The 13,589-nt window shown below is 34.7% G+C and carries 17 protein-coding genes; 11 read left to right on the top strand and 6 right to left on the bottom strand.

Features of this window, described 5'->3' with window-relative positions; genetic code table 11:
* Window positions 1-183: 183 nt before the first annotated feature.
* Window positions 184-1,968 carry a glycosyltransferase family 39 protein gene (locus ACO052_RS09080; RefSeq protein WP_422107696.1) on the bottom strand — a complete coding sequence of 595 codons (1,785 nt, stop codon included), beginning with the start codon at window positions 1,966-1,968 and terminating at the stop codon, window positions 184-186.
* A gap of 163 nt (window positions 1,969-2,131) precedes the next feature.
* On the opposite strand from ACO052_RS09080, the gene ACO052_RS09075 reads away from it, so the two are divergent.
* Complete coding sequence (locus ACO052_RS09075; RefSeq protein ID WP_422107695.1) at window positions 2,132-3,085, top strand: glycosyltransferase family 2 protein; 954 nt, start codon at window positions 2,132-2,134, stop codon at window positions 3,083-3,085.
* A 19-nt stretch (window positions 3,086-3,104) separates the two neighbouring features.
* On the opposite strand, the gene ACO052_RS09070 is transcribed toward ACO052_RS09075, so the two are convergent.
* Window positions 3,105-3,344, bottom strand: a complete 240-nt coding sequence (locus ACO052_RS09070) for a uroporphyrinogen decarboxylase (protein WP_422107694.1) — start codon at window positions 3,342-3,344, stop codon at window positions 3,105-3,107.
* Window positions 3,345-3,349: 5 nt separating this feature from the next.
* Complete coding sequence (gene typA, locus ACO052_RS09065) at window positions 3,350-5,149, bottom strand: translational GTPase TypA (protein WP_422107693.1); 1,800 nt, start codon at window positions 5,147-5,149, stop codon at window positions 3,350-3,352.
* Between the two features lie 190 nt (window positions 5,150-5,339).
* On the opposite strand from typA, the gene ACO052_RS09060 reads away from it, so the two are divergent.
* Window positions 5,340-5,699: a hypothetical protein gene (locus ACO052_RS09060; protein ID WP_422107692.1), complete on the top strand. Its 360-nt coding sequence runs from the start codon at window positions 5,340-5,342 to the stop codon at window positions 5,697-5,699.
* A 10-nt stretch (window positions 5,700-5,709) separates the two neighbouring features.
* On the top strand, window positions 5,710-6,549 hold the full coding sequence (gene kdsA / locus ACO052_RS09055) for a 3-deoxy-8-phosphooctulonate synthase (protein ID WP_422107691.1): 840 nt from the start codon (window positions 5,710-5,712) through the stop codon (window positions 6,547-6,549).
* 7 nt (window positions 6,550-6,556) lie between these two features.
* On the opposite strand, the gene ACO052_RS09050 is transcribed toward kdsA, so the two are convergent.
* The 3 genes from ACO052_RS09050 to ACO052_RS09040 form a co-directional block, all read right to left on the bottom strand.
* Entirely contained in the window at window positions 6,557-6,811 is a 255-nt protein-coding gene (locus ACO052_RS09050; RefSeq protein ID WP_422107690.1) for a hypothetical protein, read from the bottom strand.
* A gap of 88 nt (window positions 6,812-6,899) precedes the next feature.
* Window positions 6,900-7,283 (bottom strand): DUF1801 domain-containing protein, encoded by a 384-nt coding sequence (locus ACO052_RS09045; protein WP_422107689.1) that lies wholly within the window; start codon window positions 7,281-7,283, stop codon window positions 6,900-6,902.
* Window positions 7,284-7,286: 3 nt separating this feature from the next.
* Window positions 7,287-7,631 (bottom strand): hypothetical protein, encoded by a 345-nt coding sequence (locus ACO052_RS09040; RefSeq protein WP_422107688.1) that lies wholly within the window; start codon window positions 7,629-7,631, stop codon window positions 7,287-7,289.
* A 110-nt stretch (window positions 7,632-7,741) separates the two neighbouring features.
* Here ACO052_RS09040 and ACO052_RS09035 point away from each other — a divergent pair, with 110 nt between their 5' ends.
* The 8 genes from ACO052_RS09035 to ACO052_RS09000 all read left to right on the top strand — a co-directional run bounded on the left by ACO052_RS09035 (window position 7,742) and on the right by ACO052_RS09000 (window position 13,586).
* Window positions 7,742-8,353 (top strand): hypothetical protein, encoded by a 612-nt coding sequence (locus ACO052_RS09035; RefSeq protein ID WP_422107687.1) that lies wholly within the window; start codon window positions 7,742-7,744, stop codon window positions 8,351-8,353.
* Window positions 8,354-8,494: 141 nt separating this feature from the next.
* Complete coding sequence (locus ACO052_RS09030) at window positions 8,495-9,085, top strand: DoxX family protein (RefSeq protein ID WP_422107686.1); 591 nt, start codon at window positions 8,495-8,497, stop codon at window positions 9,083-9,085.
* Between the two features lie 156 nt (window positions 9,086-9,241).
* Entirely contained in the window at window positions 9,242-9,535 is a 294-nt protein-coding gene (locus tag ACO052_RS09025; protein ID WP_422107685.1) for a winged helix-turn-helix domain-containing protein, read from the top strand.
* Window positions 9,536-9,540: 5 nt separating this feature from the next.
* A complete protein-coding gene (locus tag ACO052_RS09020; protein ID WP_422107684.1) occupies window positions 9,541-10,299 on the top strand; it encodes an oxygenase MpaB family protein in 759 nt (252 codons plus the stop codon).
* 52 nt (window positions 10,300-10,351) lie between these two features.
* Window positions 10,352-11,737 (top strand): DUF4153 domain-containing protein, encoded by a 1,386-nt coding sequence (locus ACO052_RS09015; RefSeq protein WP_422107683.1) that lies wholly within the window; start codon window positions 10,352-10,354, stop codon window positions 11,735-11,737.
* A gap of 324 nt (window positions 11,738-12,061) precedes the next feature.
* Window positions 12,062-12,580 (top strand): Coq4 family protein, encoded by a 519-nt coding sequence (locus tag ACO052_RS09010; RefSeq protein ID WP_422107682.1) that lies wholly within the window; start codon window positions 12,062-12,064, stop codon window positions 12,578-12,580.
* Window positions 12,577-13,191, top strand: a complete 615-nt coding sequence (locus ACO052_RS09005; protein ID WP_422107681.1) for a SanA/YdcF family protein — start codon at window positions 12,577-12,579, stop codon at window positions 13,189-13,191. The genes ACO052_RS09010 and ACO052_RS09005 overlap by 4 nt, the downstream gene beginning before the upstream one ends.
* Window positions 13,188-13,586 carry a DUF2809 domain-containing protein gene (locus ACO052_RS09000; RefSeq protein ID WP_422107680.1) on the top strand — a complete coding sequence of 133 codons (399 nt, stop codon included), beginning with the start codon at window positions 13,188-13,190 and terminating at the stop codon, window positions 13,584-13,586. Before ACO052_RS09005 ends, ACO052_RS09000 begins: the two co-directional genes overlap by 4 nt.
* Window positions 13,587-13,589: the final 3 nt, after the last annotated feature.

The following is a 13,589-nucleotide window of genomic DNA, read 5'->3' as shown; positions in this document are numbered from 1 at the left end:
ATTCATTAGGCTATTTGGCTTCGCTTTTTTTAATCTATGTGCCTTAATTAAATGAAAACTGCTTGCGCGTACACAAGCAGTTTTAAAAAAGTAACAGCTATTTTAATCCTTATTTTTTTATGATCCTTTTTAATTTTATGTAAACATATTTAGTTTCCTATTCTAAAACAAATTAACTATTCTTCAATTCTTGGGGACGTAAATATTAAAATAGTCGTTAAACCATGCTACTTCATAGTTGTTTCGCTTTAAAAATGCGTTCATCTCCTTAACTCGTTTGCGATCGTACAAATTATTATTTTCCTTTCCCTCAGACATATAAGTGTTATCTGGAGATGAAAATTTAGAAATAGTCTCAAATTTTTGTTGTACAACTACTGGTAGTATATCAATATCACGTTCTGCTCTTTTAATTTGATTTTCGAACATCTCCCCATGATAAACCCATACCCAAGGTGTATACATATAGGGGCGCGTCTTGGTTAAAAAATGAAGCATAGGCATCTTATCATAAACCAACATATAATCGTTGGGTTTTACATAAACATCTAGAGCTTCTAGAAGTTCATTGATAATTTCAGCCCTATTTTGCTTTGTATAAATGTTATTGGCAAGTGGATTATTTATTTCATAAGTTTTATGAAAACGATTTCCTTTATCAAAATAAGCTTCATTAGTTATCTTATAAACTTTATTTATCGAGTATGTTGAAATCGTCAATATAAATAATACTAAAACGCTTTGCCTTTTAATTCCCCATCTGGGATGTTTATTTTTAAAATAAAATGTCCCTATGGTTTCAGAGTTCATACTAAACAACACACCACTAAAGAAAGGAAAACCGAGCCATATTGATGCATATCCCATATTACGAATGGCACCATCACTTCCCAAAGGTAAAACTAGCGCGATCATTATAGCCATTACAGATAATAACTTTGTCGATAATTTAATCTTCTTTTTTAGTAAGAAAATAGCAGCACTTAACAGTATAAAAAAATAAACTTCGTAAATATCTTCTCCTTTAAAAAAACGCAAAAAGAAGAAAGCAAAAACAACCACAGTTATTACCCTTAGCAATTTATATTTTAAATTATAACTAAGTAAGAATAAGCTTCCTATCAATGTATACTTTAAACCAACAATTCCTATAATCGCTAAACTCGAAATATACACTTCTATAAGATTAGTTAGACTATGATTGCCACTACTTCCTGTGCCATGACCAATAGTACTGTAAAAAGAATTGATTAATGCCTCTTGATGATTAAGAGCATTAGCAAGAATTAAAAAGAAAACGACCCCAATCACTAAACCTAAACCATAACTCAAAACATATTTTAATGTTAATTGCTTTCTTTCCCAATAGTGTTCTTCGCTAAAAAAAGGATAAAAAAATGTGAGTGTCAATATCAGTATGGTCAAGTTTGGAACCCTACTCAACACACAAAATATCGTTAAAAAACCTGCAATAATTAGTTTCCAAAAGCTTCTTTGAATAATTCCTCTATGCAATAGGTATACTATTGCTAGATAAAGCAAAATAGTTAAGTGGTTATGATAAAATACCAAAAAGCCAAAATCACTAATAAATGCAGATAGAATTACAGCCAGAGCAATTTGGTAGGGTTTTAGATAATCTTTGAAAATTTTAAAAACCAAGAAGCTCGACAATAGAAATATAAGCACGGTTAAAATTCTAAAAGACCATATACCCCCATTCGGAAAGAGTAAATACCATATCCCGCCAACTATTGCTGAAAACCATCTGTAAAAATTAAATTCTACACAACTAGGGCAATTAAAAACTTGCTGATATACTGTTAAAGCCAAACCTTCATCACAGACATCAAATCCTTGAAAGGATAAGGATACCCCAACAATTGTTATAAAACTTAGAGCAAAATATAATGCTGATTTATATGAAACTGAATTAAAAAAGTGCTCAATAGAATTTAAGGAAACCATACTGATATAAGCTGTAAAAAACTTCTAAGTTATTTCACGGTCAATCTATTAATTTTAATTGGTTTTTTTTAATCTTCATAAGAATTATTAAACATTCAATTCTTATTTTGGTTGGCGAACCCAAAATCAAAAAAAGTAATAGCTTTGTAAGACAAGTATAATCATGAATATAAAAGATACATTTCTTTCCTTAGTAATCCCCCTTTTCAATGAACAAGACAATATACATCCCCTTCTTGCTAATATTGACGTAGCACTGAAAGGGCATACCTATGAGATTATACTAGTTGATGATTTTTCTACTGATAAAACCGTTAGCGAAATAAAAAAAGTAAGGCATCCAAAAGTTAAGCTTATTGAACTTCGCAAAAACTATGGCCAAAGTTCTGCCTTAGCTGCCGGATTTGATAATGCTAAAGGAGATTTCATAATCACATTAGATGGTGACTTACAAAATGATCCAGAAGATATTATACCTATGTTGAGAAAACTTCACGATGAACATTGGGATGTAGTAGTAGGCATTAGAACTAAAAGAAAAGATAGTTTCTTTAAAAAGCTCCCCTCAAAAATCGCTAATGGATTAATTAGAAAAGCTACAAAACTGAATATCAAAGATCATGGTTGCGCTTTAAAAATTTTCAAAAGACAATTTGCTAAAGAGCTTAATCTTTATGGCGAAATGCATCGTTTTATAGGGCTCCTCGCCTTTTTAAATGGAGCTCGTGTCGGAGAAATCAATGTAAAGCATCATCCAAGAGTTTATGGAAAATCTAAATACGGCTTAGGAAGAACCTTTAAGGTCCTTAATGATATATTACTTATTTTATTTCAACGAAATTACCTTCAAAAACCTCTATATCTACTCGGTAATTTAGGAATCCTATTCTTTGTAATAGGAGCTATCATCAATGTCTATTTATTGATTGAAAAAATACTCGGTAATGAAATTGGCGATAGGCCTTTACTTATCCTTGGTGTATTATTAGTACTCGTTGGAGTTCAATTATTTACAACTGGTATCGCCATTGATTTGCAGATGCGTACCTATTACGAAACACAAAACACACGTCCTTATAAAATTAGAGATATTACAGATTTCGAAAAGGTGGATTAGAGTAATCTCTGATAAGTTGTTATTGCTTTCTTTTAGTTAAATAGAAAAGATTCACGCTAAATATGGCCAAATTGGCAATAATTATAGGCAACCCTATTCGCAAGGTTGGCATTAAAAATCCATAAACAATAAACAAAATACAGCCTGTCATATTAACCAATCGTAAGGTCTTTACATCTTTCATGGTAAAAGAAACCAATACCATTAACGACGCCAAATAGCCAACATATTCGGTCCCTGTGATTCCAAAAAGTTCCATAAAAACTATAGTGTTTTAGCACGCTTGCGATCCACCTCCTTCAATAAAATTTTACGCAATCTCAAATGATTTGGGGTGACTTCAACATACTCATCTTTTTGAATGTATTCTAAAGCTTCTTCCAATGAGAATTTAATTGCAGGTACAATCTTGGCTTTATCATCAGCACCGGCAGAACGGACATTGCTTAACTTTTTGGTCTTAGTGACATTAACGACCATATCATCACCACGAGAATTTTCGCCTATAACCTGGCCTTCATAAATGTCTTCACCTGGATCTATAAAAAACTTTCCGCGTTCTTGCAATTTATCAATTGAATAGGGAATTGCCGTGCCGTTCTCCATAGATACCAATGACCCGTTTTGACGCTCCGGAATACCACCTTTTAAAGGCTGGTATTCTTTAAATCGGTGTGCCATGATGGCTTCGCCCGCAGTTGCGGTTAGTAATTGATTACGCAAGCCAATAATACCACGTGATGGAACAATAAACTCACACACCATTCGGTCTCCCTTAGCTTCCATACTTAACATCTCCCCTTTACGCATGGTCACCATCTCTATGGCTTTACCTGATACCACTTCGGGTAAATCAATAGTCATTTCTTCAAAAGGCTCACACTTTACGCCATCAATCTCTTTAATAATGACCTGAGGTTGACCAATTTGAAGTTCATAACCTTCTCTCCGCATCGTCTCAATTAAAACCGATAAATGCAGTACGCCTCGACCAAACACCATAAACTTATCGGCACTATCCGTATCTTCGACTCTAAGTGCCAAATTCTTTTCCAATTCCTTTGTCAAACGTTCTTTTATATGGCGAGATGTCACATATTTTCCGTCTTTACCAAAGAACGGCGAATCGTTAATCGTAAACAACATACTCATCGTAGGTTCATCTATAGCGATGGTTTTTAAACCTTCTGGATGTTCTAAATCTGCAATGGTATCTCCAATTTCGAAACCTTCTAAACCTACGATAGCACAAATATCACCAGCTTGGACTTCATCAACTTTTTTACGGCCTAAGCCTTCAAACGTATGTAATTCCTTGATTTTGCTTTTTACAATAGAACCATCGCGTTTCACTAACGAAACCTGTTGGTTGGCTTTCAAAATACCACGCGTTAATCGTCCTATGGCAATTCTTCCCGTAAACGATGAAAAGTCCAATGATGTAATTAACATTTGGGTTGTACCCTCTTCAATTTTTGGTTCTGGAATATGTGCAATCACCATGTCCAATAATGGCTCTATGTTTTCCGTAGGTTTTTGCCAATCTTCGCTCATCCAATTATGCTTTGCAGAGCCATAAACTGTCGGAAAATCCAATTGCCACTCCTCGGCACCCAGCTCAAACATAAGATCAAACACTTTTTCGTGTACCTCATCTGGTGTACAGTTTTCCTTGTCAACTTTATTGATAACGACACAAGGCTTCAAGCCTAAATCGATAGCTTTTTGAAGTACAAAACGCGTTTGTGGCATAGGACCCTCAAAAGCATCGACCAATAATAACACCCCATCAGCCATATTTAATACGCGTTCAACTTCACCACCAAAATCCGCGTGACCAGGCGTATCTATAATATTAATTTTAGTGTCTTTATAGACTACAGAAACGTTCTTTGAGGTAATGGTAATGCCACGTTCGCGCTCTAAATCATTATTATCTAGAATTAAATCTCCTGTATTTTCATTGTCGCGAAACAACTGGCAATGGTACATAATTTTGTCTACCAGTGTCGTTTTACCATGATCAACGTGCGCTATAATAGCTATGTTTTTAATCTTCGTCATACCGATGCTGATTTTAAGCGTGCAAAGGTACGCCTTATTATCCTCAATTCGTTAATTATATGTTATATTTTAAAAATCAAACAATTTCAATTTGTATCTTGACGTTCTAGAAATTGATTAATAGTAATAGCCTTTTTCATATCAACCGCTAATTGGGCTGTTTACGTCTGAACCTTAAAAAATAACCCAGATGAATACAATTAGCAAGTATGCAAAGTTTATCCCCTATCTATACTTTTTGTCTGTAATCACCTACTGGTTTACTGACATTAATAAAAGTGAAGGCCTTTCCGCCTATCCAATTTTGTTATTTTGTATTCCGTTTTTATGGCAATTAATAAAACCAAACCGGGAACTTAATTTTTCATTGGGTATCGTTTTTGTTTGTCTTTCATCTTATATGGTCCTGGCTTACTTATTTAATGTACTTAACATCATAAATTGGTCAGAATCGGCGCAACGTTTCTTGTTTTATGGCGGTGCTTTAGTGCTAGGCAACTTTGTGATGTCGCTTTGGATTATTAGAAATAGTATTAAAAAGCTTTTTTAAAATCTTATCTTTGCAGCTAAATTTTAATGCTTTTGCTGTGATAACTATTCCAAAATTAAAACACACCAATTCAGATAATTTCTTTTTGCTATGTGGTCCTTGTGCCATTGAAGGAGAAGACATGGCCTTACGCATTGCAGAACAGGTCGTTTCCATTACGGATAGATTACAAATCCCTTATGTCTTTAAAGGGAGTTTTAAAAAAGCAAATCGTAGTAGAATTGATAGTTTTACAGGAATTGGAGATGAAAAGGCCTTAAAAATTCTAGAAAAAGTCTCTAAAGCTTTCGATATCCCGACCATCACTGACATCCATGAAGTTTCTGATGCCGAAATGGCAGCAGCCTATGTCGATGTGCTTCAAATTCCTGCTTTCTTGGTGAGACAAACGGATTTGGTCGTTGCAGCGGCTAAAACCGGTAAGGTTGTTAATTTAAAAAAGGGGCAGTTTATGAGCCCCGAAGCGATGAAGCACGCCGTACAAAAGGTAAAAGATGCTGGCAATGATAAGGCATGGATTACCGATAGGGGTACTATGTTTGGCTACCAAGATATGATTGTGGATTTTAGGGGCATTCCTACCATGCGACAGTTTGCACCAACGGTATTAGATGTTACCCATTCGCTGCAACAACCTAACCAAAGTGCTGGGGTAACCGGTGGACGACCAGATATGATTGAAACCATTGCCAGAGCTGGAGTGGTTAATCATGTAGATGGCTTGTTTATTGAAACACATTTTGATCCTGCAAATGCCAAGAGTGATGGTGCCAATATGCTTCATCTCGAGAAATTGGAAGGTTTGCTAGAGCGCTTGGTAGCTATTAGAAAAGTCGTTCAGTCCTATTAGTTCAGACTTATTCTGCATTAAATAAATGCCACTTATTTTTTAGATTAGAATAGAAAGGCTCTGGAGTGTCTGCGGAAATGACGATTGTTTTATCGTCCACAAAATAATCGAAAACATAACATGCAAAATCTTCGCAACCATCAAAAATAGAATTACGAACTAAAAACCGCGTCATTTTTTGACGAAAATCAAATTCAAATTGAATCCTATTATCTAATTCATTACTAGACAATTTCGTGTCTGAATGCCAATTAATTTTCACAGTTTATTTGGGTCTAAGGGACTATAACGCAATATACTTATTAAAGTTAAGCTAACAAATGCCAAACTTTAATTTTACAGACCAACAATTAGCCTTTTTTTCTTGGCTTCAAAACTAATTTAAATGGGTTGCTATTTATCGCCAACTGTTGCTCAATGACATAAACCACGACCTCGTCATTAATATCATCTACGCTTCTATAGCGCAATGACGTCACGATCTTTCTATTAGTCGTTACAAAGTGTTTCCTGTATTTTTTTAGCTGATCTCCATGCCAAAAGGCCAAGTCCACATAATCTTTGGACTGGTTGAGATAACAGAGCGGAAAACCGTTGTGATAATAAAATGGAATCCGGTATTTATACAACAATTCTGCATTAGGTGCTACAGCTTCGACAATGGTTTGAAGTTGTAGCAATATGGATTTGTAGGGCTCGACCTGTTTTAGTATATATGCTTCAGCTGGATTCAAAATCTAGAATAATCCCAAAACCCCAATGACAATTAAGGCAATACCAATAATCGCCTTAAAAGGCATGAGTGTGGCCGATAATTTCCTCAAGCTCGTTTCTAAGGCGGGCACTTTTCCAAATACATGGGTCAATAACAAAATACCGCCCAAAATACTTACAATTCCCAGCAAACTAAATCTAAATAGGGGCAATACCACTAAAGCGCCACCTATAACCGTCTGAAATGGTGCCAAAACACCAGCAATTTTATTAAAAAAGTTACTCTCACCATCCCATTTATCTAAAGTAGCTAGGCCAAGTAAGACCCCGCCAGAGAGGTTAGCTATTGTTAAAAGTAATCCAATCATAATGACAATGAGTTTAGGTATTAGATGATAAATTTAGTTAATATCCCCTAAAATTATTTTGTGAGAACTAAATAATTTTATTTACTTTGTATTTCAAAGTACTTTTAATTATGAGCAACGAAGATTATCTAAAAGACATTAGCGAGATTAAAGATTTAATGAATAAATCCTCTCGGTTTATCTCCTTAAGTGGTTTATCAGGAATCTTAGCTGGCATCTATGCACTAATTGGAGCAGCTATTGCCTATTGGTTGGTCATTTCTTATAGCTATGGTACCCTATATATATTTCATGGTTGGGTATTTTGGACCTGTATGTCTGTTCTTCTTATGGTCGCTTTTCTCAGTGCTGTCACTGGCATCATACTAACGACCAGAAAAGCCAAGAAAAATGAAGAAAAGATATGGGATAATTCATCAAAGCGGTTGCTTTTTAACTTCTTAGTACCCCTTGTAGTTGGAGGTATTTATTGCCTGATAATTTTGAGCCAAGGAAGGTATGGTCAAACAGGTGGATTAATGCTTATTTTTTATGGCTTGGCCTTAGTCAGTGCTTCAAAATACAGCTTAGGGGATATTAAATATTTAGGCTATATCGAAATTATTCTAGGACTTATAGCGAGTTATTATCCAGGTTATGGGTTCTGGCTTTGGGTTGTAGGATTCGGGATTATGCATATTGTATACGGTACTTGGATGCATTTTAAGTATGACAGAAAATGAAATTAAAATAGGCACGGATTATAAATGGATTTAGCTCAAAGATTCGATGTTTGGCATTTTGAAGCCAGACGTAACAAATGGTTAAATTATTTCTCCATTTTTTGCCGTATTGTACTTGCGCTCGGCTTTATACCGTCAGGTATGCAAAAGGTACTTGGAGAAAGGTTTACGGTCTTGGCTGTTAATCATCCTATGGGTAACTTTTTGGACGCATTCTATCATACGGGTTATTACTATACTTTTGTTGGTATAATGCAAGTATTAGCAGCACTACTTTTGCTCATTCCCAGAACAGTTGTCCTTGGAGCCCTAATATATTTACCAATAATATTAAACATTTGTATTCTATCGTTAGCTGTAAGATTTGATGGTTCCCAAATAACATCACCTCTTATGCTTTGTGCCGTTTTGTTTTTGTTATGTTGGAATTATCACAGCATAAAACACATATTTCCTTTTAATTATTTGCAAGTAAATAGTGTATTGCCAAAAAAAGAAGAACTGACAAAAAGGTTCCCCCTTAAGTTCTTTACTGGCGTTTTTGCAGTTGTACTCTTCGTTGTATTCCATACGAGATTGTTTTATGATATCATGCCGAGAAATTCATACTCCGATTGTATAACACAATGTACAACTGAAAATGACAAAGGCTGTTATACCTTTTGCGACTGTATTCATAAACAAGGGAAATCACTTGAAATATGTCTAGAGGAATTAAATAATGTGCCATGAGTCTTAAATTTAAAAATCGCAATAAAAAAGAATGTGTGGTATAATGGATAATTTTTTTAAACTTTAAACTTTTAATACCATAGAAACTGAACACTGAACACTGAACACTGAATACTGATTACTGAATACTGATTACTGATTACTGATTACTGAAAATTGAGCATCATCACCGACATAAATAAATTATTTGATCACAGAATACGACTGGGTATTATGTCTGTGCTCATGGTGAATGAGTATGCCGATTTTAATACTTTAAAGGAATTGTTAGGAGCTACGGACGGCAACTTAGCAAGCCATACTAAAGCTTTGGAAAAAGCAGACTATATTTTAGTAGAGAAACAGTTTATTGGACGTAAACCAAACACGCGATATAGTGCGACCAAGCTGGGCAGAAAGGAATTTAAAAAACATATTGAAGCCCTTGAAAAATTAATTAAAAAGACCTAAACGCAATGAGCAATTTTGTAAAAGACACATCGATTGTAAGGGAGATTTGGGGTAAAAGTGATACCATCTTGCTCGTATTTGCAGGTACCTCAGCCGAATTTGCCCTCAACAAAGCTGTAGATTGGTTGTATTTTACTGGCAAACTACCTAAAGATCCTTTGGGACGTTTGTTCTCAACCGTTCAATACGCCAAAATGATTGTCTTTTCTAAAAAAAATACAGCCCTCAAAGCCATTGATCAAATTGCTGCAATACATCATACAGTAGAAAAAAAACGCGGACAACACATTCCAGATTGGGCCTATAAAGATGTCTTGTTTATGCTTATTGACTATTCCATAAGATCCTATGAGCTTTTACAAAGATCTTTGAGCGTAAATGAAAAACAAGAGGTACTAGATGTTTTTGGAAATGTAGGACAACGCATGGGATTAAAAAACTTGCCACTCACCTACTCCGAATTTGAGAAACTAAGATACAAACACTTAGAAGAGGACCTTGAAAATGGCAAACTGTCGAAAGACCTTTACAAACAGTACAGAAAGCATTTAGGCTTTTTTAGATATTATTTATTGCTAGAAGCACAAATCCTTCTAGTACCAAATAAAGTGAGAGCACTATTGAACTTAAGACGCCTATCGCTATTAAAACCGTTCATGATCGTTTACAAAGTTTTTAGAAGTTTGCGTATGGATTGGCTGTTAAAAGAGCTCTTATTACCACCAGCTTATAAAGAAGATATAAAACGTATGAACATTACATAAACTATTTTTTTAATCTTTTACTTTGAAATTCAAAGTACTTTAATATTTCAAGATGAAACAACTATTATTATTTATTGGAGCTATTTTATTCAGCACATTGTTCTATGGCAAAAGCATTGGTCTAAATCTTTTTCTATTTAGCATGTTAACACTTCTTATACTTTTTGCACATCATAAAGACGATTTTAAAAGTAGAAAAACATTGATCCATTCCGTTATTTATTTAGTTACTGGTATAGCAGTATTCTATCATGACTCATCTCTAGCCATCTTGGCAAATATCGTCTCCTTCTTTACCCTAATAGGGCTATTATCTGAGCATAGATCATCCATTTACATTAACTGGCTCAACGGCATCTATACCACGATTGCCGGTTGGTTTCATCGCAACTTTTCCGCTGACGAAGCTACCCAAAACGTAGCGTCTAAAAAGCATATCGATTATGTCCATTTGGCCAAAATTATTCTTGTTCCTGCCATTATAGTGATCATATTTATTGGGCTTTATCAGAATGGAAATCCCATCTTCAAAGACTTAATTGACCGTATAGATTTTAGTTTCATTAATGTCCAATGGCTACTCTTTGCAGTATTGGGTTACTATTTGTTTTCCAATATTCACCGACCTATTGAAGTTGAACCCGCCACCGAAATTGATCTAAAAACAAATAATGAGTTAGTAAAAACAAAAGATTTCTCGATTCCCAAACTGAAACAAGAGAATCAACTTGGCGTTATCCTTATCTCCTTATTAAATGTTTTGATTGTTATTTTTTTAATTACGGACATCACATTTATACTAACCAATGCGGATATTAGGGCATCGGTTTTTTCGGAACAAGTTCATAGTGGTATCAATGCCTTAATAGCTTCCATAGTTATCGCCATAATTATTTTGCTTTATGTCTTTAGAGCTGATCTTAATTTTTACAAGGAGAATAGAACCATAAAGCGATTAGCCTTTACATGGATCGTGCTCAATGCCATTTTAGTGCTCAGTATTGCGGTAAAAAACAGTCAGTATATCTACTATTTTGGCTTAACCTACAAACGTATAGGCGTTTTAGTATACCTCATACTTGCCTTGACCGGTCTTATCACAACACTTTTAAAAATCGAGAACATAAAAAACATATGGTATCTCTTTAGAATAAACACTAAAGCTGCCTTTATAGTTCTGATTATGGCCAGTACGGTGAATTGGGACTATCATATTACCAATTACAACTTCTATTATGCCAAATCTATGGATTTTAAATATCTCATAGAGTTATCCAATAACAACACATTTTTGTTAAAAGAACATATAGATATTACCCCTATGGGTAAGGATTCAATTCAACTCATTGAAGAGAAGTACCGTAAATATGTTTATGAATTAACGAACAATTCGTGGCAAGAACTGCAATACGATAACTTAAAACTCAATACCAAGTAAGATGATTGTATTGGTGTGTTTTGGTTTAGCTTTTATAGTCCTAGTGACCTATGCGATTATACGGATAAGTATATCGTGTATCTTCTGGTCATTCAATCAGCCTGCAGATAAACGACATGTTTTCAAAACTTGTTTTCCGTATTACATAATCACACTAGTTCTGATAGGTCTTGCACTCATTATAGAATTCGATAAAGAACCCGTAGTCATTTATTATGCCTCTTCAGTTTATCTATTAGCATTATTCATATGGAGAAGTGAATTAAAATCATCTAAAAAGAACAACAAAAATTTTGCCGTTGAACCAAATCAACCCCAACTACCATGAACCACCTATTTAAATACTTTAGAGCTATTAGAAAACAACTTATCATTTGGCTGTTTGAGCATTCCCAACGCATCTATACGGCCTTGTTCAAAAATCATGAGTCATGGAATATCACCAAAGCTGACTTACGCAATCTACAACCATCTACTTTTGGAAGGCATCTCGGTGAATTCTTGGATAAAAACAATTTTGAATTGATTCCGAAAGTAGAACGTCACGATTGTTACCATGTACTTTGTGGATATAGCACAAAGGTTGAAGATGAAATAGCATTGCAATGTCTTTGCTATGGTAATGGCAAACGCAGTCCTTATTTATACGGAGCAATCATTTTAGGTGTAACCATACTTCCAGATTACTTCAGCTACTACTATACATCTTATAAAATAGGTAAACGTGCCAATCCATTTCATCATTTCGACTATCGAAAGCTTTTGAACGTATCTATTAAAGACTTTAGAACGGCCATTTTTTCTAAGTCAGAATTGTATCACCTCAACCTTATAGCATCATGAAAAAAATTAAAATCATCCTCTTAATTGGGGTCGTCATAAGCTTAGGTGTGATCATAACCTACCATTGGATAAGTTTTAAAACGCGGCATCTCGTCTTTGACGATATCGATTCAATTCCAAAAAATAAGGTAGGCTTGGTATTGGGCACAGGAAAATATACCACAGGCGGAACTATTAATCTCTTCTATACCTACCGAATTGAAGCAGCAGTTAGTTTATACAAGGCTGGTAAGATCGATTATATCTTAGTTAGTGGTGATAACAGTAAAAAGGACTATGACGAACCTTCGGACTTTAAAAACGACTTAATTGCCAAAGGGATTCCGAAAGAAAAAATCTTTTTGGACTATGCGGGCTTTAGAACATTGGACTCAGTGGTACGCGCTAAAGAAATATTTGGACAAACTTCCATCACTTTTATTTCTCAAAAGTTTCATAATCAACGTGCTATCTATATCGCCGATCACTATGAAATCAAAGCTGTGGGTTTTAACGCCAAAGATGTTTACAAATCTCATTTTAGAGAATATTTGGCACGCTCTAAAGCGAGTTTAGACTTAGTTTTTAATGTGCAACCCAAATTTCTAGGAAAAAAAATCACTATACAATGAAGTTACAATTCAACAAATACTATTTAGCATTGGCACATTCCCTATTCTTAATAGAATTAGCCATCGCCTTTATTATAAAAACAGGATTTATCCGCTACACTTTTGGCGATTATCTCGTAGTTATTTTACTGTATGCAATATTTAGAGGATGCACTAACCTGAGTGTGAGGGCCTCGGCTTTAGCGGTCCTCTTTATTGCTTATGGCATAGAGTTGCTTCAACTGACTCCGCTCTTAGCCTACTTTAATTTACAGGATAGTATGGCCGCCAAACTAATTCTTGGAAGTACGTTTCAAGTAGGTGACCTCATCGCTTATTCTCTTGGAATTCTAACAGTTTTAATTTTTGAACATTATTATGGAAACCATAAAAACACTTATACAGTCAAAGTTTAAAAC

The sequence above is a fragment of the Winogradskyella sp. genome, from assembly GCF_965228925.1.
In the GTDB taxonomy this organism is placed as follows: Bacteria; Bacteroidota; Bacteroidia; order Flavobacteriales; family Flavobacteriaceae; genus Winogradskyella.
Note: the sequence above shows the minus strand (reverse complement) of the source record. Positions and strands in the feature narration are given on the sequence as shown.

Coding starts and splice junctions, on each gene's coding strand:
- ACO052_RS09080 (WP_422107696.1), bottom strand. CDS start 1,968: ATGGTTTCCTTAAATTCTATTGAGCACTTTTTTAATTCAGTTTCATAT.
- ACO052_RS09075 (WP_422107695.1), top strand. CDS start 2,132: ATGAATATAAAAGATACATTTCTTTCCTTAGTAATCCCCCTTTTCAAT.
- ACO052_RS09070 (WP_422107694.1), bottom strand. CDS start 3,344: ATGGAACTTTTTGGAATCACAGGGACCGAATATGTTGGCTATTTGGCG.
- typA (WP_422107693.1), bottom strand. CDS start 5,149: ATGACGAAGATTAAAAACATAGCTATTATAGCGCACGTTGATCATGGT.
- ACO052_RS09060 (WP_422107692.1), top strand. CDS start 5,340: ATGAATACAATTAGCAAGTATGCAAAGTTTATCCCCTATCTATACTTT.
- ACO052_RS09040 (WP_422107688.1), bottom strand. CDS start 7,631: ATGATTGGATTACTTTTAACAATAGCTAACCTCTCTGGCGGGGTCTTA.
- ACO052_RS09035 (WP_422107687.1), top strand. CDS start 7,742: ATGAGCAACGAAGATTATCTAAAAGACATTAGCGAGATTAAAGATTTA.
- ACO052_RS09030 (WP_422107686.1), top strand. CDS start 8,495: ATGCAAAAGGTACTTGGAGAAAGGTTTACGGTCTTGGCTGTTAATCAT.
- ACO052_RS09020 (WP_422107684.1), top strand. CDS start 9,541: ATGAGCAATTTTGTAAAAGACACATCGATTGTAAGGGAGATTTGGGGT.
- ACO052_RS09015 (WP_422107683.1), top strand. CDS start 10,352: ATGAAACAACTATTATTATTTATTGGAGCTATTTTATTCAGCACATTG.
- ACO052_RS09010 (WP_422107682.1), top strand. CDS start 12,062: ATGAACCACCTATTTAAATACTTTAGAGCTATTAGAAAACAACTTATC.
- ACO052_RS09005 (WP_422107681.1), top strand. CDS start 12,577: ATGAAAAAAATTAAAATCATCCTCTTAATTGGGGTCGTCATAAGCTTA.
- ACO052_RS09000 (WP_422107680.1), top strand. CDS start 13,188: ATGAAGTTACAATTCAACAAATACTATTTAGCATTGGCACATTCCCTA.